The sequence below is a fragment of the Leisingera sp. SA32 genome (genome assembly GCF_056033425.1).
Genome location: NZ_JBVYHB010000025.1, coordinates 1 through 16,720, shown reverse-complemented (window position 1 = coordinate 16,720; position 16,720 = coordinate 1). Strand labels below are relative to the sequence as shown.

Here is a 16,720-nt window from a genome sequence, read left to right as displayed (position 1 = left end):
TTCATTCCCAGAACCTCGCACGCTGGTCTTCCAGGCTCTTGCGGTGGGCCTCGCGCACCTGGCCATAGAGCCGATCCGGCACGGCCACCCGCTGACCGCCATCCCGCTGGGTCGGACGGATGGTCAGGCCAAAGCCCGAGCGCGACGGCTTGCCCAGGAACCAGTCGATGGGGATGGTGAAACGGAAGCCCTTGTCAAAGGAGCCTTCGCCGAAATCCGCGGCCGAGACATTGGTGAGGGTGAAGAAGCCGCCAACCGAGAAGCCGTTGTTGAACGCGCGGTCGATGCTGACGGTGCCGCCATAGTCGCCGGCCAGGTAGCGGCCCGCGTCCAGTTGCAGCTGATAGCCCTTGCCCAGCTCGACATAGGCCGAGGCATGGCCGGTGAAGGTCTTGTAATCGCGGAAGGAAAACCGCTGGTCGTAATCGCGCTGGATGACGTAGTTCGCCTCCACCCCGAGACCGAGGCGACTGTCCACCGGTTTCCACAGCAGCTCGCCCGAGACGCCGCCGTACATGCTCTCGAACAGGCCCGCGGTGGCGCGGGCATAAAGGTTGCCGCGCGGCTTCCAGATCCGGCTGACATAGAGGTTCTCCAGGGTGGTGCCGTATTGGGAATATTCCACCTGGTCGGTGCGCACATGCGGCAGCACCGAGTTGGAGGCGCGGCCGTTCTGCACGTTGCCCCAGATGCGTTGGCGGATGGCGCCGGCGATGCGCCAGCCGGGCGCGGGCGCATAAGACGCCTTCAGATCCAGCCCCAGATCCAGCCGGAATGGCTTTTCGGGGTCAAAATAGGCCGGCGCGGTATAGGGGCTGATGGAGCTCGCAAAGGCCGGGTACAGCTCGCTTGAAAAAATCGCGTGCTCTGGCCGCGGTCCGGCATCCTGCACCCCGGCGGCGGCGATGAGCGCCTCTGTCGCTTCCGGATCGAACTCCAGCGCCTCCAGATCGGAACGGCGCATCTCGATGGTAGAGAGACCGACGCCACGGCGCACCGGCACCAGGCGGAAGGTCTCCACCGAGGGCGGCAGGGTGCGCGCCAGGGCGCGCGCCGCCCGTCCGGCGGCCTGGGTGGCGGAGCGGTAACGCGGGTTGCGATAGCGCAGCTCGGCGCTGGTGGCGTTCAGGGTGATGGATTCCAGCACCAGCCCGTCGGCCTTCAGCGCCTCGGCGGCGAGGTCGCGGATCTTCTGCGTCTTGGCGGTGCTGGCGGCCCAGTCCTGACGCCAGTGGTCGTCCTCGGTGGCCCATTGGCTGCGCGGCACGATGGGCTGCGGCGCGGGCACCGCCATCGGGGTCGGCGGCTGGTGCGGGTTCAGCTGGATCTGCGCGGTGAAGCCCACTTCGGAGCCATAGAGATAGTAGGCCCCCAGCCGCACCCGGTCGGAATACTGGTACTCCACCCCGTAGTTGAGCGAGGACGTGCGCTCGAAGACGTTGGAGACTTGGGTCTCGGTCTCATAGGCATCGGTGGAATATTCCGCCTTCAGGCTCCAGCGCTCATCCGGCTGCCATTCGAGACCACCAAAGGGCGCGAAATCGCCCCGGAACCACTGGTCGGTCGACAGGGTGCCGCCTGTGGTGCCGCCGACAAAGGACGGCCGCTTGCCGCCGATGTTGCCGATCGCGCCGTGGCTGCCCAGCCGTCCCCAGCCCAGGCCTGCGGTCAGCTTCAGCCGGCCCGGGCTGCGGCCCCAGCCCAGGGCGGCGGCCTCGAACCGCTTGGTGGCGGTGAAATATTCCGCCGCATAGACGCCGGTGCCGGCAAAATCCTGCAGCCCCATGGTGACTTCGGGCAGCCAGCGGCGCTCGCGCCACAGCCGGGCGCGCACGTCAAAGCCGCGGTCGTAATAAGTGTCAAAGCCGAACAGGTTCAGGTTGCGGATGCCGTTGTAGCGAAAGCTGGCCGACAGCCAGGGCAGCGCCTGGAAGGTGATGTTGTAGCGGCTCTGCCCGCCGAACCAGGAATAGCTCACCGCATATTGCCCGTCCGGCAGCATCTCCGCGGAGGGCATGTCGATGAGGCCGGGGCTGCCATAGAAGTTGAGACTGGGCGGCGGCAGCGGTTTCAGCCGCGGCGCGGCCTCGGCAGTGCCCGGTGCCGCGTTGGGGTCGGCGCGGGTGATGTCGGGGGTCTGGATCTGCGCCGTGGCGGTCGCGGCGGACAGGGTCACAAGCGCGGCCGCAACGGCCTGAATCCGGGTGGAGCGCTGAAGGGGCTTGGAACGGATCACGGGAACGCAAACTGCCTGTTGGAACTGCCGACTGGAGGGCCGGTTCTGGTTTCTGCCTCGGGTCTTCTGCGGCCACGCGGGCCTGCTGTCAGCGGTTAGAACACGGAAGGCCCAGCGGGATCAATTGCGCCGCCGCCGCGAGGGACGGTTTTTGCAGCAGTGCAGCGCCTCTGCCGCACTTGCCCCGCCCGGCCTGTCCCTCTTGTCCTGCCGGTCCGGCGTCAGGAGGCGGCCTCGGGGGCGGCCAGTTCCGGCGGCTGGCCATAGCCCTCGACCCAGTTGCGGATCACCTGCAGCGCGGCGGCCTCGTCGCCGGCCGCGATGGCGCGGCGCAGGCTGCGCAGGCAGCCGGCCACTTCGATCTCCGACAGCACGGTTTCGCGGGCGCAGAAGATCTTCTGGTGGCGGGTGCGGATCAGCTCCTCGCTCAGCGTCAGCTCTTCTTCCATCTTCTCGCCGGGGCGCAGGCCGATGATCTGGATCTCGATGTCGCCTTCGGGGCTCTCGGCATCGCGCACCGTGTGGCCGGCACTCTCGATCACCTGGCGCGCCAGCTCCAGGATCGGCACCGGCTCGCCCATGTCGAGCACGAAGACCTCGCCGCCCTGGGCCATGTCGCCCGCCTGCAGCACCAGTTGCACCGCCTCGCTGATGGTCATGAAGAACCGGCGCACATTGGGGTCGGTGACGGTGACCGGGCCGCCGCGGCTGACCTGCTCCTGAAACAAGGGCACCACCGAGCCGGAGGAGCCCAGCACATTGCCAAAGCGCACCATGGTGAACACCGTCTTGCCGCCAAACCGGGTGGACAGATCCTGCACGATCAGCTCCGCCAGCCGTTTCGAGGCGCCCATGACATTGGCCGGGTTCACCGCCTTGTCCGAGGAGATCAGGATGAAGCGTTCGACCCCGACGCGGGCGGCGGCGCGGGCCAGGGTCTGGGTGCCAAAGACATTGTTGGCGAGGCCGGGCAGCGGGTTCGCCTCGACCAGAGGCACGTGTTTGTAGGCGGCGGCATGCAGCACCACCTGGACCTGGTGCTGGTGCAGCACCATGCGCACCTGGCGCGGATCGGTGACCGAGCCCAGCACCGGCACCAGTTCGATGGTGCTGCCGCTGCCCTCGATCAGCTGGCTCAGCTCCTGGTGGATGGTGTAGAGCGCCAGTTCGCTGAGTTCGAACAGCACCAGTTTCGCAGGGCGGCAGGTCAGCACCTGGCGGCACAGCTCCGAGCCGATCGAGCCGCCGGCCCCGGAGACCAGCACCGTCTTGCCCTTGTAGGCGCCGGCCGCCTCCTTCAGCGGCACATTGCGCGCCGCGCGGCCCAGAAAGGCCTGCGGCGCCACCGGCGTCAGCTTGTCGACCAACGCCTCCTCGCCGACCAGCTGGGCGAAAGAGGGCAGCGCCTGCACCTCCAGCCCCAGTTTCTGCAGCCGCTGGATGATCTGCGCCTGGCGCGGCTGGCTCTGCGAGGGCATCGCCAGGAGCACCCGGCGGATCTGGCGCGTCTGCACGATGTCCGCGATCCGCGCCGGGGCATAGACCGGCAGCCCCACCAGGGTCAGCCCCTGCAGTGAGGTGTTGTCATCGGCAAAGGCGACCGGATCGATGCCGTCATGCGCCTTCAGCGCCTGGGCCAGCTGGGTTCCGGTGTTGCCGGCCCCATAGATCAGCACCCGGCAGCGCGGCTGGGCGCGGCGGTAGATCGCCAGCACCAGCTGCAGCATCACCGCGCGGGCCACCACCATGAACAGGAAATAGCAGATCGCGAACACCACAAAGGTGCCCGGCCCCAGCACCGGCCCGAAGGCGGCGGCCAGGAGCCCCAGCACCAGCGCGCTGGTCCCGGCCAGCAAGGCGCTTTGGGCCGCGGCATGGCGTTCATAGGCATTGAGCTGCACCCGCGGCAGCCCCAGCCACAGCGCCAGCGCTGCGGTGGCAGCCAGCGCATAGGGCAGCACCGGCAACAGCTGGCCCAGGGTGACCAGCGCCGGGTCGGGCAGCGGCTGCACGCCGAAGGTGAACAGCAGCGCCAACGGCAGCAGCCCCAGATCAACGCCGAGGAAGGCATAGGATTTCTGCCTGCGCGACAGCCTGCTGATCAGATTAAAGATGCCTGCTTTCAGTTCCCGCATAATTCCCGCACATTATTTTCCTGGTTGGAACCCGTTCGCCTGCCCGGCCAGCCCCTGCTGGCGGATAGCAGAAAAAAGTAGAAACAAACATGCCGCATTGCGCTGAAGTTCGTGGCGCGGCTCTTAAATCACAGATTCCAGCATACTCCGCTTTGCTGGTTCCACAAAACAGGCAAAGCGGAAAACCGCCGCCCGTCACCCCCGGCGCAGGAACAGGTTGCCGATGGTCTGGAACACGATGGCGAAATCCAGGCAGATGGACTGGTGGCGCTGATAGATCAGGTCCAGCCGCGCCTTCATCGGCACGCAGATGCGCGAATAGACCGCATCGGTCTCCGCCGCACTGTTGCAGCGCGCCAGCAGCGCCGCCTCGTGGCGATGATAGGTGATCGAGGCGAGGCCCGTGACGCCGGGACGCGATTTCAGCACCTCTGCATAAAGCTCCGGATGCGCCTCGACATATTGGCGCAGGGGCGGGCGCGGGCCGACAAAGGACAGATCCCCCTTCAGGATGTTCCACAGCTGCGGAAACTCATCCAGCCGTTTGGAGCGCAGCCAGGCGCCGGTGCGGGTGATGCGCGCGGTCTTGTCACCGCCGGAGACACCGGTGTCGGTCTCCACCACCGTCATGGTGCGCAGCTTCCACAGGGCAAAGGGCTGGTCCGGAGTCTTCATCCGCTCGGCCACGTAAAACAGCGGGCGGCCCTCCTTGAGCAGCAGCCAGCCCAGAAGCAACAGCAGCACCGGGCCGAGAAAGACAATCAGCAGACTGGCAAAGAACAGGTCGAAAATACGTTTGCGCCAGGTCATCAGCGGCGGCTCTCCTTCGTGAAATGCGGCTCTAATGCGGCCCATTCGGCAGCCATCTGCGCCGGATCCGCCGCGGCCAGCGCAAAGGGCAGATACGCCTGAAGCCGGCGGCAGTCCAGCGCCACCTCCTCGATGGCATCGGCGGGGGCCTGCTGCCAGACAAAGGGTCGCCCGGCGGCGCGCAGCAGGGCGGCCATGTCCACCGGTCCGGGCTGTGCCACATTCAGCACCGGCGGCAGCTCCGGTGCTGCCAGCAGCGCCGCCAGAACCCGCGCCAGGCTGCGCGGGCCGATATAACTGCGCCGCGGGCTGCGGCCATCGGCCAAGCGGTCCAGCGCAAAGCCCGGCCGCCAACCGCCCAGGATGGCGTCGAACCCGGCGATATTGCCGATCCGCAGCGCGGTGACCGCCACCCCCAGCGCGCCTCCCAGCGCCGCGGCGCGCGTCTCCATCTCTGCCTTGGCCTGGCCATAAGGATTGGCAGGACGCAGTGGCGCCGCCTCTGCCAACAGCCCGGCCTGGGCGCCGTAAACCGCCGCCGAAGAGGCCAGCAGCACCCGGGCGCCCGTCGCCGCGCCGGCGCGCACCGCCGCTTCCGCCAGGGCCACATGGTCCTGCATCTCGCCGCGCCCGCGCCCCGGCACCGGCCCGGCCAGGCACAGGATCGCCGTCGCCCCGCGGGCCGCATCGGTCAGGGCCGCGGGCTCTGCCAGCGGGTCCAGCACCTGCAAGGTGCCGCCCTGCCCGTGTTGCGCGGCCTGCCCCTCCTGCGGGTGCCGCGCCTGCAGGCGCAGGTGCAGGTCTTCGGGCGGGTACAGCTGCAGCAGCTGCCCGATCCGCCCTGTTGCACCCAGAACTAAAACCCCGGGTTTTGTCATCTTGCGCTGCCCGTTCCTGTTGACCCTCTGCTCCAGCCCAGTATCCTTTGCGGCAACAAAAATCAAAGCGCTTCCCGAGGCACGCCAGCACCCGCCCCGGACCGCGCCGGGCTTTTCAATGACAGGCACCTCATGCTGAAATTCCTTTCCTGGCTTGCCGTTGCTGCCAGTTTGACCCTTTTGCCCACTGCCTGTTCGCGCCTGCCAGGCGGCGCCCCCGCCAGCGAGGAGATCCTGCGCGAATCCAGCGCCGCGGATGCCGATTTTGCCTTTTACCGGGTGAACCGGGCGCTGTTGCCGGTGGTGGCAGCCTGGCCCGGCACCGGCAAGGAGGAACGGCTGCGCTGGCTGCCCGGTCACCAAGGCGCCAAGACCCAGATCATCCAGCCCGGCGACCGGCTGAGCTTGAGCATCTGGGACAGCAACGACAATTCGCTGCTGACCGCCGCCGAGCAGAAGATGGTGCAGCTGCAGGATATGAAAGTGGCCGCCAATGGCACCATCTTCATGCCCTATGTGGGTGATGTGAACGTCCGCGGGCTGACCCCGGACCTGGCCCGACGCAAGCTGCAGGAGGCGCTGGAACCGGTGGTGCCCTCGGCGCAGGTACAGCTGGCGATGGCCGAGGGGCGCGGCAATTCGGTGGATCTGGTCTCCGGTGTTGCCAACCCCGGCACCTATCCGATGCCCGATCGCAACTACACGGTGATGGGGCTGATCTCGGCAGGCGGCGGCATCAGCGCCAGCCTCAACAACCCGCAGATCCGGTTGGTGCGGGGCCGCAACATCTATGGCACCTCGGTCGACAAGCTGCTGGACAACCCGCGTCTCGACACGCTGCTGCGCGGCGGCGACCGGGTCTTCGTCGAGGAGGACGCGCGGTATTTCCTGTCCTTCGGCGCCACCGGCGAGGAAGACCTGCATATCTTCACCAAGGACGAGATGTCGGCGATGGACGCGATGTCGGTGGCGGGCGGTTTCCAAGACGGCAAGGCCGACCCCAAGGGGCTGTTGGTGCTGCGCGAATATCCGGCCGCGGCGGTTGCACCAGGCCAGCGGGGCCCGCGCCAGCAGCGGGTGGTGTTCTCGCTCGATCTCACCTCCGCCGACGGGCTGTTCTCGGCGCGCCAGTTCCAGATCAACCCCGGCGACCTGGTCATGGCCACAGAATCCCCGATCAACGACGTGCTGACGATCTCCAACATCTTCGGCAACTTCTTCGGCGTCTTCAGCCGGGCTGGCAATCTGTAACCGGGTGGGGCGATGATATCCGATTTTCTCTCCCGCTGGCGGGCCCGCACAGCTCCCGTCTGCGAAGCCCAGATCGGGCGCTGTGTGCTGATCCTTGGCATGCACCGCAGCGGCACCAGTGCGTTGGCGGGCAGTTTTCGCGAAGCGGGTCTCTATATGGGACGGGTTCTTGACCATGGATTTGGATTAAATCCCAAGGGCTTACAGGAGCCCTCGGCCCTTGTGTACATGCATGAGAACCTGCTGGAAGCCAACGGAGGGGCCTGGCACGAACCGCCAGACCAGATCAGCTGGCAGCCGTTGCACACATCGGTGCGCGACCTGTTCATCGACTCCCGCCGCGGCCAGGGAGCCTGGGGCTTCAAGGAACCGCGCACGCTGCTGGTGGCGCAGGAATGGATCGAAGCGCTGCCCGATTGGACGGGGGTGGGCATCTTTCGAGACCCCCGCGAGGTGGCGCTTTCAATTCAGGACCGGAACGGCTTCGAGCTGGAAAAGGGCTTTCGGATCTGGAACGCCTACAACCGCCGCCTGCTGGAGCTGCACCGTGACCACGGCGTGCCGGTGATGGAATTCGTCCCGGACCCGGAGGCGATGCGATCAGGCATTTCCCGCCTGATTTCCCATGCAGGTCTTACACCGCCAGCGGCACCTGCCTTCTTCGATGCGCGTATTCCGCGTAACAGCGGCAAGGCGCCGGAACTGGCGCTGCCCGCAGAGGTCGACCGGACCCTCGCCGCCCTGCGCGAGGCCGCCCGCGCGGATTAGCGGCGCCATGACATCCGCACCGGTTCTCTCCACCCGCCTGTTTCCCAGGGGCCTGGGGGCAGATTCCTGCCGGATCTCCGGACTGGCGGCACGCTGCGATCATGTGATCCTGTCGGACTGGCACAAACCGCAGATCCGCGAGGTCGCGCAGCGGTCGGGCCCGCCGCGTCATATTTTCCTGTCGCTGCGTGCCCCCTTCCCGGCGCTTTTGCATTTCGCCCAAGAAGTACTGCCACGGATGGCAGCGCCGTTTGTGCTGATCAGCGGCTCCGAGGACATCACCCTGCCCCGGCAGACGGATCACCGCTGGCGCAAGTTCAACACGGCAGAGCGCGCCGCGATCCAGGCCATCCTGGACAGCCCGCTGCTGATCCGCTGGTTTGCCGAAAACCTCGACGATGCCAGCCATCCGAAGATGGCGCCCTTGCCATTGGGGCTGGTCTTTCCCGATGGCGACGCCGCGCAGCCATTGGTTCTGCCCGAGGTTCCGCCGATGGCCAGCCGCCCGTTGCGCGTGCTGTGCGCCCACCGGGTGCGCGAGGGGGCACAGTGGGAGCTCCGCCGCCGGGTCAGCGCGCTGGCCCGCGGCCCCTGGCGCAGCTGGACGACGGTGGTGGAGGATGAAATTTCGGAAGCAGAGTTCGAACATCTGCTGCGCACCCATGCCTTTGTGATCTGCGCGCAGGGCGGCGGGCTGGACCCCTCGCCCAAGGCCTGGGCGGCGCTGATCCAGGGGGCGGTGCCACTCATCCACGCGCCCAGCTTGGCGCAGGCCTATGGGCAGTTGCCGGTCATTCAGGTGCCGGGATGGCTGCCGGGCAGCATCAACCCGGGCCAGTTGCAGCGCTGGCACGCCTGGGCCTGCCCGCGGATGGACGGGGCGGCGCGCGCGGCGCTGCGCCAACGCCTGACACTGGATCACTGGTGGCACCGCATTTCGGTGACAGCCGCAGAGGGCGGCGCCCGCTGACGCCCCCCGGCCGCTCGCCTGCACAATCTGATCAAGGCTCGCTGTCGCCTCTCGCCCCATACAAAAAGGGCCCCCGAAGGGGCCCTTTCCGCTAGCTCTCTCAAATCCTGTCTGGATTACAGGATCAGCCAGTCTGCCGGGTCTGCGGACTGCAGGTCGGTCAGGGCAACGCCGGTGAACTCAATGGTCTGACCAGCAGTGACGAACAGGGTGGAGGTGCCACCGTTGTCGGTGATGCTGTCCAGAACATCGTCTGCATCGGCAAAGCCCAGGGCAGACAGGTCGACCACGGTACCGCCGTCAACGCGGAAGCCCGCGATTGCATCTGCACCGCTGCCGTCTTCCACGATGATGGTGCCAACACCGGAGGTGTTGAAGTTGAAGGTGTCGTCGCCAGCACCCGCGTACAGCACGTTGGCGCCGACTGCGGTGTCTGCGATCACCACAGCATCGTCGCCGCCACCGTTGTAGATGGTGTTGGCACCGGTGCCATTGACGGTGATCTGGTTGTCAGTGCCTGCACCGCCACCTGCAGTGGTACCGCCACCGTACACGGTGTTGTTGCCATTGCCGTTCAGGGCGATGACATCTGCATCATCGTCGTTGCCGCCGAAGATGGTGTTGGCGCCGTCGCCAGTGATGGTGATGGTGTCCGCACCATCGGAACCGCCGATGGTGTTTGCGCCAGCACCGGTCACGTCGATGGTGTCGTCGTCTGCACCACCCCACGCCCGGTTTGCACCAGAACCTGCAACGGTCAGAGTATCGCCACCTGCACCACCACCGATGATGTTGTTGCCTTCTGCGGTTGCCGCAACTTCGATATCGTCAGCGTCTGCACCGCCCCAGGCCTGGTTTGCACCGTCGCCGTCGATGTCGATGTCATCGCCACCGACGCCGCCAGCCACGATGTTGTCGCCGTCGCCGGTCACAACGATGGTATCAGCAGCATTGTCATCCGCACCGGCCCAAACGCGGTTGTCGCCTTGGTTCAGGGTGATGGTGTCGCCACCGGCACCGCCAAAGATAGTGTCGTTGCCGTCACCGCTTTCCAGAAGGTTCACAGCCGCGCTGCCGTTCACGGTGAAGTCACCGGTTTCACCCGACAGATCGACGTTTGCACCGATGGTGCTGGTCAGGGCAACCTGAACGTCGACAGTGGTGTCGGTGGTATCTTCGGTCATCTGAACCGACAGGACTTCGTCATCCACGGTGCTGCCCGCCGCGATGGTGGACTGCTGCGCTGCGGTGTAGGTGAAGGTCCATTCGCCGGCTGCGAAGCCGATCAGCACGGTGCCGCCAGACGCGGTGGTGTAGGTCTCACCGGTTGCATAGGCGGTGCCGTTGATGACGATGCCGGAAGCTTCGTCAAAGGCCGTGCTGCCATCGGTGATGCTGTCGTCGCTGCTGTCGTAGGTCGCACCCTCGATTGCAGTTGCGGCGGAGGCTGCGTAGTCAGCGCTGTCCAGCGACTGGTCGAAGGCAAAGAACTGGTCTGCGCCGCTGGTCAGGTCGACCACGAAATCGCCTGCGTTGGACACCTGCACCTGCTCCAGGCCGGAGATGGTTCCGGTGATGGCAGTGGTGTTCAGGGTGGCGGAGTTGGTGCCCTGGGTCAGGTCGTCGCCGCCAGCCAGATCGGTGATCAGGGTATCGACGTCGTCGGCGCCAGTGCCAGTGTCGGTGATGCTGTCACCAGCTTCGCTGGGAGCAGCATAGGTGTCGCTGCCACCTTCGCCGTCAACGTTATCCGCGCCTGCGCCGCCGTCGATGGTGTCGTTGCCTTCACCGCCGACGATCACGTCTGCTTCGCTGCCACCATTGATGTCGTCGTTGCCGCCTGCGCCGTTGATGTCGTCTGCGCCGCCGATACCGGTGATGACATCATCATCATTGGTGCCTGCAATCTGGTCGTCGCCAGGTGTGCCGTTGAAAGTTGCCATACTCTTTAGTCTCCTGCTTGAGAGCTATATTTATTCATCCAGAAAGCGCATTACCCCAAAAGGGCGCTTTGCACATCCGCTATCAGGCGCGCTGCTTGCGTGTCAAGCATTGCGCCCACAGACGCGCGCACCCGCATAGGGACTGTCACCAAAACTGCTCAGTTGCTGCCCCCGGCAGACGGCATTGAGGTCGCGGCGCCAGTGCGCGCGGCCAATAGAACCGCTTTTCCAACTGCCTTCAAGGGATTCGGAGCCCGAGCCGCGGTCTCCGCGCCAAGGACAAAAACTGCGGCTCCGGCGCAACAGGCCGCCGTGAGAAGTCAAACAGGTCGCCGATCCGCGGATATCTTTTCAACCGGAATGACCTTTTCTCAATCATTTATTAACCTTTTTCACGGCCCCGTCCCGCGGCGGCCCGTCTACCCCTTTGGATGTAGCAGGGCGCCCGCACAGGATGAGCGGGCTGATGCCGGTTCGCGCAAAGGCCGCAACCTCAGCCTGCACATTCCCGGTGCCTGTCCCGGTGCCGGCCGGAGGTCCCGGGCCCATTCCGGGCTTGGGTTTTGCCGCGCCAGCGCCTAGGAACGCAGAAGGCAGACGATTGCCCCCAACAAGGTCCAGACGCAGAGCGCGCGAAGGAGGCGGCAGATGGCGCAAGAGCAATGCGGGCAGGTCGGCAAGACCGTGTTCATCATCACCTACGGGCGCTCCGGCTCGACGCTTTTGCAGAATATGCTGAACGCGCTGCCGGGCTATGTCTTGCGCGGCGAGAATGCCAATCTGCTGGCGCCTCTGGTGCGCGCCTGGCATGATCTGCGTCAGTCGGAGCAGGCGGCATCCATGCGCGCGCGCGGCACGGCGTCGGGCCCGCATCAGCCCTGGTATGGCTATGAGGCCATCGACGCGGACGGCCTGGGCCGAGATCTGGCCGCAACCTTTCTGCGCCAGGTGCTGCGGCCTGGACCGGACACGCGGGTTGCCGGTTTCAAGGAGATCCGCTGGCATGAGGATCCCGCCCTGTTTCAGCCGATGCTGGAGTTCCTGGCCCGCTACATGCCGGATGCACATTTCATCTTCAACACGCGCGACCACGAGGCGGTGCGCAACTCCGGCTGGTGGCGCCGCATGAAACGTGCGGTGGTGCTTGAACAGCTGGAGACTGCGGAGGCCCTGTATCGCGGCTGGCAGACGGCGCATCCAGACCGCGGCCTGGCGATGCACTATGACGATTACGTGCAGACACCCGAGGCCTGGAAGCCCCTGTTTGCCTTTCTGGACGAACCCTTTGATCCGGCGCTGGTGGCGCAGGTTCTGGACCGCAAACTGCTGCACATGAAATGGCAGAAGCCACCCGCCCGCTCCTGAGCGTCAATCCGGCCCTGCACCGCCGTCGGCCGCCTCCCAGTCCGCGCCCAGGCGCTGCCGCTCCTTGGTGGTCAGCCCCGGCATCGCCAGCAGGCCGTACCCCTGGGAAATATCCATCAACTCCAGCCGCTGGGCATAGATCGCATGGCCCACGCAGGCATCTTCCAGCCCGACTGCGGGCATTGCGAAAAACTCTTTCATCGCCTGATACATGTAGCTGCACGCCGCCAGCCCTTCTGGGCCTAACACATAGCCGTAGCCGCCCGCGGCATAATCCCGTGGCAGCGGGTACTGGTACCCACGCGTCTCCATCACTGGATCGGCGCATTTGTCCAGATGCCAGCCATGCCACTGATCCTGATGGCACCGGGTGCCGACCCGTCGCCCGGCATAGGCGGCTCCCTTGTTCTCCACACGCGCCAGGCACGCGGCAAAACGATCGGCGTCCTGTAACAGGATATTGTCGTCAATTTTCACCACCAGCGCCGGAGCAGTCAGCAGATCCAGGAGCATGTAGGCATAAAACAATTTCCGGTGCAGCCCTTCGTAGGTGTCCGGGGTCGGCAGCTGTAACACCTGTCCGTCATAGCTAAAAGCCAGTCCCGTGTCCTGCTCGGGGCGCGGATCCTGGGCGCCCAGCAGGATGATATGGTGATAGCCCGCCTGTCCAAGGTCAGCGAAAGATGCCACGCTCTGCTGCGTGTCATGCAACCGCGGATGGCAGCTGGTATGCAGGACGACCCGCTTCCCCGCACAATCGGCGCGCAGCCGTTGCACCGCTTCCGGTTCGGTCATTTCCAGCAGGCGCGCCAGAAAGCCGGTCAGGTGCCTGTTGCGGGGAAACAGCGAGAAGACATCGCGCAACGCCCCGAACCGGGTGCAAAGTGTCGCCGCATCCGCCCCGTTTGTGAGTGCCTCCAGCTGCGCCACATGCGCCTCGGCACTGCGCACCGCAAAGCGCAGGTTATAGTACATGGGGCGTTCCCAGCGCTGCTGGCGCGGCACCCTCGCAATTAACTCGGCCTGGGACTTTGAGAACTCCGTCACCACGGCTCGTGTCTGCGTCAACAGTTCCTGCCGTGCTCCCAGCAGGGCCTGCTGCGCCGCAGACTGCGCCTGCGCAGCAAAAAACTCCACCACCCGGTTGTCATGAATCAGATCCCCGGCCAGCAGCCCGATCTCCTGCTCCTCCCGCGCCACCGCCAAGCTGTGCCAAAAACGTTCCACGGCCCCCTGCTCCAACCCCTGATACTGCTGGCGCCAGGTGGCGCCGGCCCCCGGCGGCAGGGTGGTGTTGCGGCTGTATGCTGCGCCCCCGAGGCGGATCTTTTCCTTATACTGCGCCAGCGACCGACACGGGTAATGCAGGATGCGAACCCGCCCCTGCGCCGCACTGGTATGGCCTGGCACATTGCTGACACTGTGGTTGCCCTGAGCCACCTCGGCGACAGCCGATGCTCGGTGCAGCACCTTGCCCGGCAGCGGCTTGCCTTCGCCATTGCGGCTTTCGCGTTCGAACACCGTCGACATCCGGGGACCGCAGCGCCCGCCCAGAACATCGCCCGGCAGCGCCGGTACAACCGCATTGTGACGCGACACAATCACCGTTCCTGTCTGGTCCGGAAGGGACGCACAAAAGCGGCATAGATCACCACTGGTCGGCATCCAGAATTCATCTGCATCATTGTTGATGACCCAATCGGCCTGATGATCTGTCGCCGCTCTGCGCGCCATCGCCGTGACCCATTCGCGCTGATTGTAGTCATCGGCAGGCTGATGTAGATATTCGATCTCGATTTCCCGCGACAGGGTCTCGATGATTTGCGGCGTCGCATCGGTGGAGAGATTGTCCATCACGATAAAGCTGCTAACCCCCATGGCGTGGTGAAACCGGATGTTGTCGGCCAAGATGTCCGCCTCATTGCGCACCAGGAGCGTCATTGTGAGCTTAGGATCTGTCAACGGTTCAGCCTCCGATCTACTGCGCATCAGACCGTCCCCGGTCCCGCGTTAGGGGCCCCCCCCCCATAGCGGTTCAATGCCGCGTTTTTCCCGAGAATGCCAGCCCCGCTACCGTGACGAAGGACACACCAGTAAAAACCAGTTTGCATAGCCCCCGGATTACCGCATAGATGCAGCCGTCCTGTAGCCGTACCGGAGTGCGAATTCCGGCATCCGCCCCTGACACCCACAGACGCAAGCCTGGCGCTCAAGACCATGATTAAAAGCATTTATAAGAACGGCTATGACGAGCTGCGAAGCGTGCGGCGGCAGAGCCGCGGGCTCTATTGGTCTGTCGGGATGTTCAGCTTCTTCGTGAACTTGCTGATGCTGACCGGCCCCTTGTACATGATGCAGGTCTATGACCGGGTGCTGGGCAGCCGCTCGGAGGCGACGCTGCTGGCGCTGTCGCTGCTGGTGGTGTTTCTCTACGGCATGATGGGTCTGCTGGACTACGCCCGTGGCCGGATCATGGCGCGGGTCGGGGCGCGGTTTCAGGCGGCGCTGGACCGGCGGGTGTTCGATGCGATGATCCGCCGCTCTGCGGTGGCGCAGGACCAGACCGCGCAGACTGGCCTCAGCGATCTGGAATCGGTGCAACGGCTGATATCCTCGCCGGTGCTGGCCGCGGCGTTCGACCTGCCCTGGACGCCGGTCTTCCTGGCGGGCATTGCGCTGTTCCATCCCTGGCTGGGAGTGCTGGCGGTGGCGGGCGGCGCGGTGCTGGTGCTGATTGCGGTGATGAACCAGATGTTCACGCGTTTGCCGATGCAGAAGGCCAACATGACCGGCCACAAGGCCAACCTCATGTCCGAAGAAATTCGCACCGAGGCGGAGATGATCCAGTCGATGGGCATGCGTGGCGCCTCCTTTGCGCGCTGGAAGCAGGCCCGCGATGCGGCGCTGGCGGACAGCGTGACCGCCAATGACACCGGCGGCGGTTTCACCACGCTGACCAAGACGCTGCGGCTGTTCCTGCAGTCGGCGATGCTGGGGCTGGGGGCCTATCTGGTGCTGCAGGGCGAGGTGACGCCCGGTGCGATGATCGCAGGCTCCATCCTGATGGGCCGTGCCCTGGCGCCGATCGAGCTGGGCCTGGGCCAGTGGGGGATGGTGCAGCGGGCGCTGAAGGGCTGGCACAGCCTGGCCGAGCTCTTGGACAAGGTGCCGGAAGAGGCCGCGCGCACGGCGCTGCCCAAGCCCAAGGCGCTTCTGGAGGTTCAGGGCATGGCGGTGGTGCCGCCGGGGGGCAAGACACCCCTCTTGCGCAACGTGAATTTCCGGGTCCAGCCGGGCCAGGCGATCGGCGTGATCGGGCCCTCGGGCGCGGGCAAGTCGACCCTGGCGCGGGCGCTGACGGGCGTCTGGCGGCCGGCGGCGGGCTCGGTGCGGCTCGACGGGGCGGCGCTGGACCAATATGCGCCGGATGTGCTGGGCGGCCACATCGGCTATCTGCCGCAGCGCATTCAGGTGTTCGACGGTACCATCGCCCAGAACATCGCCCGCCTGCAACAGGACCCCGATCCCGAAAAGGTGGTCGCCGCCGCGCGCAAGGCCGCCGCGCATGAGATGATCCTGAAACTGCCCGAGGGCTATGACACCCGCGTCACCGCTTCCGGGGGGCGGCTGTCGGGCGGGCAGATGCAGCGGGTGGGCCTGGCGCGGGCGCTCTACGACGATCCGGTGATCGTGATCCTGGACGAACCCAACTCGAACCTCGACAACGAAGGCTCGATCGCGCTGAACCAAGCGATCAAGCAGATCAAGGCCGAGGGGCGCTCGGTACTGATCATGGCGCACCGTCCGGCGGCAATTCAGGAATGCGACATGCTGCTGGTGGTCGATCAGGGCACCCAGACGGCCTTTGGCCCCAAAGACAAGGTGTTGCAGGAAATGGTCGCCAACCATCAGAACATCCGCCAGTCCACCGGCACCGGAGGTGTGCGATGACCCCCGCAAACCAATGGTCCGCGCGGCGGCCGCTGATCTTGGGGCTGCTGACCCTGCTGGTGCTGGTCGGCGGCTTTGGCACCTGGTCCGTGATGTCGTCGATTTCCGGCGCGGTGGTGGCCTCGGGGCGCATCGAGGTCGACCGCAACCGTCAGGTGGTGCAGCATCTGGACGGCGGCATCGTGGCCGAGATTCTGGTCGACGAGGGCGACACCGTGGCCGAGGGCGACACGCTGATCCGGCTCGACGCGACCGGGCTCGCCTCGCAGCTGGTCATCGTCGAAGGCCAGTTGTTCGAATTGATGGCACGCCGCGGGCGGCTGGAGGCAGAGCGCGACGAGGCGGCGCAGATCACCTTTGAGCCGGAGCTGCTGGCAGCGGCGGAGACCCAGCCGGACGTCATGGATCTGGTC

Annotated in this window: 11 protein-coding genes and 1 pseudogene; 6 read left to right on the top strand and 6 right to left on the bottom strand. The window is 65.8% G+C overall.

Translation table 11 applies throughout. The features are described from left to right. Position 1: 1 nt before the first annotated feature. The 4 genes from AC0IPL_RS21305 to AC0IPL_RS21290 all read right to left on the bottom strand — a co-directional run bounded on the left by AC0IPL_RS21305 (position 2) and on the right by AC0IPL_RS21290 (position 6,059). Positions 2-2,236 (bottom strand): YjbH domain-containing protein, encoded by a 2,235-nt coding sequence (locus AC0IPL_RS21305; protein WP_474277176.1) that lies wholly within the window; start codon positions 2,234-2,236, stop codon positions 2-4. Between the two features lie 221 nt (positions 2,237-2,457). Further along, a complete protein-coding gene (locus AC0IPL_RS21300; RefSeq protein WP_474277174.1) occupies positions 2,458-4,371 on the bottom strand; it encodes a polysaccharide biosynthesis protein in 1,914 nt (637 codons plus the stop codon). A 195-nt stretch (positions 4,372-4,566) separates the two neighbouring features. Beyond that, positions 4,567-5,181, bottom strand: a complete 615-nt coding sequence (locus AC0IPL_RS21295) for a sugar transferase (RefSeq protein WP_474277172.1) — start codon at positions 5,179-5,181, stop codon at positions 4,567-4,569. Next, positions 5,181-6,059, bottom strand: coding sequence for an NAD-dependent epimerase/dehydratase family protein (locus tag AC0IPL_RS21290; protein ID WP_474277170.1), 879 nt, complete (start codon positions 6,057-6,059; stop codon positions 5,181-5,183). The genes AC0IPL_RS21295 and AC0IPL_RS21290 overlap by 1 nt, the downstream gene beginning before the upstream one ends. 132 nt (positions 6,060-6,191) lie before the next feature. Between AC0IPL_RS21290 and AC0IPL_RS21285 the strand changes: the two genes are divergently transcribed. Genes AC0IPL_RS21285 through AC0IPL_RS21275 form a run of 3 tightly spaced genes read left to right on the top strand, consistent with a single transcriptional unit; the run spans position 6,192 to position 9,048 of the window. Next, positions 6,192-7,310 carry a polysaccharide biosynthesis/export family protein gene (locus AC0IPL_RS21285; RefSeq protein WP_474277168.1) on the top strand — a complete coding sequence of 373 codons (1,119 nt, stop codon included), beginning with the start codon at positions 6,192-6,194 and terminating at the stop codon, positions 7,308-7,310. Positions 7,311-7,322: 12 nt separating this feature from the next. Continuing rightward, positions 7,323-8,078: a hypothetical protein gene (locus AC0IPL_RS21280; RefSeq protein ID WP_474277166.1), complete on the top strand. Its 756-nt coding sequence runs from the start codon at positions 7,323-7,325 to the stop codon at positions 8,076-8,078. Positions 8,079-8,085: 7 nt separating this feature from the next. Continuing rightward, the gene (locus AC0IPL_RS21275; RefSeq protein ID WP_474277164.1) at positions 8,086-9,048 is read left to right on the top strand and encodes a hypothetical protein; all 963 of its coding nucleotides are present in this window, start codon (positions 8,086-8,088) and stop codon (positions 9,046-9,048) included. Positions 9,049-9,164: 116 nt separating this feature from the next. Here AC0IPL_RS21275 and AC0IPL_RS21270 read toward each other — a convergent pair whose 3' ends face one another. Further along, positions 9,165-10,991 (bottom strand): beta strand repeat-containing protein, encoded by a 1,827-nt coding sequence (locus AC0IPL_RS21270; protein WP_474277162.1) that lies wholly within the window; start codon positions 10,989-10,991, stop codon positions 9,165-9,167. A gap of 648 nt (positions 10,992-11,639) precedes the next feature. On the opposite strand from AC0IPL_RS21270, the gene AC0IPL_RS21265 reads away from it, so the two are divergent. Next, the gene (locus AC0IPL_RS21265) at positions 11,640-12,356 is read left to right on the top strand and encodes a sulfotransferase (protein WP_474277160.1); all 717 of its coding nucleotides are present in this window, start codon (positions 11,640-11,642) and stop codon (positions 12,354-12,356) included. Between the two features lie 3 nt (positions 12,357-12,359). On the opposite strand, the gene AC0IPL_RS21260 is transcribed toward AC0IPL_RS21265, so the two are convergent. Beyond that, entirely contained in the window at positions 12,360-14,318 is a 1,959-nt protein-coding gene (locus AC0IPL_RS21260) for a glycosyltransferase family 2 protein (protein ID WP_474277158.1), read from the bottom strand. 255 nt (positions 14,319-14,573) lie between these two features. On the opposite strand from AC0IPL_RS21260, the gene AC0IPL_RS21255 reads away from it, so the two are divergent. Both AC0IPL_RS21255 and AC0IPL_RS21250 read left to right on the top strand, forming a co-directional pair. After that, on the top strand, positions 14,574-16,307 hold the full coding sequence (locus AC0IPL_RS21255; RefSeq protein ID WP_474275508.1) for a type I secretion system permease/ATPase: 1,734 nt from the start codon (positions 14,574-14,576) through the stop codon (positions 16,305-16,307). Next, positions 16,304-16,720 (top strand): annotated as a pseudogene (locus AC0IPL_RS21250) (HlyD family type I secretion periplasmic adaptor subunit); the annotation flags it as partial. The gene AC0IPL_RS21255 and the pseudogene AC0IPL_RS21250, both read left to right, overlap by 4 nt.

Coding starts and splice junctions, on each gene's coding strand:
- AC0IPL_RS21300 (WP_474277174.1), bottom strand. CDS start 4,371: ATGCGGGAACTGAAAGCAGGCATCTTTAATCTGATCAGCAGGCTGTCG.
- AC0IPL_RS21295 (WP_474277172.1), bottom strand. CDS start 5,181: ATGACCTGGCGCAAACGTATTTTCGACCTGTTCTTTGCCAGTCTGCTG.
- AC0IPL_RS21290 (WP_474277170.1), bottom strand. CDS start 6,059: ATGACAAAACCCGGGGTTTTAGTTCTGGGTGCAACAGGGCGGATCGGG.
- AC0IPL_RS21285 (WP_474277168.1), top strand. CDS start 6,192: ATGCTGAAATTCCTTTCCTGGCTTGCCGTTGCTGCCAGTTTGACCCTT.
- AC0IPL_RS21280 (WP_474277166.1), top strand. CDS start 7,323: ATGATATCCGATTTTCTCTCCCGCTGGCGGGCCCGCACAGCTCCCGTC.
- AC0IPL_RS21275 (WP_474277164.1), top strand. CDS start 8,086: ATGACATCCGCACCGGTTCTCTCCACCCGCCTGTTTCCCAGGGGCCTG.
- AC0IPL_RS21270 (WP_474277162.1), bottom strand. CDS start 10,991: ATGGCAACTTTCAACGGCACACCTGGCGACGACCAGATTGCAGGCACC.
- AC0IPL_RS21265 (WP_474277160.1), top strand. CDS start 11,640: ATGGCGCAAGAGCAATGCGGGCAGGTCGGCAAGACCGTGTTCATCATC.
- AC0IPL_RS21255 (WP_474275508.1), top strand. CDS start 14,574: ATGATTAAAAGCATTTATAAGAACGGCTATGACGAGCTGCGAAGCGTG.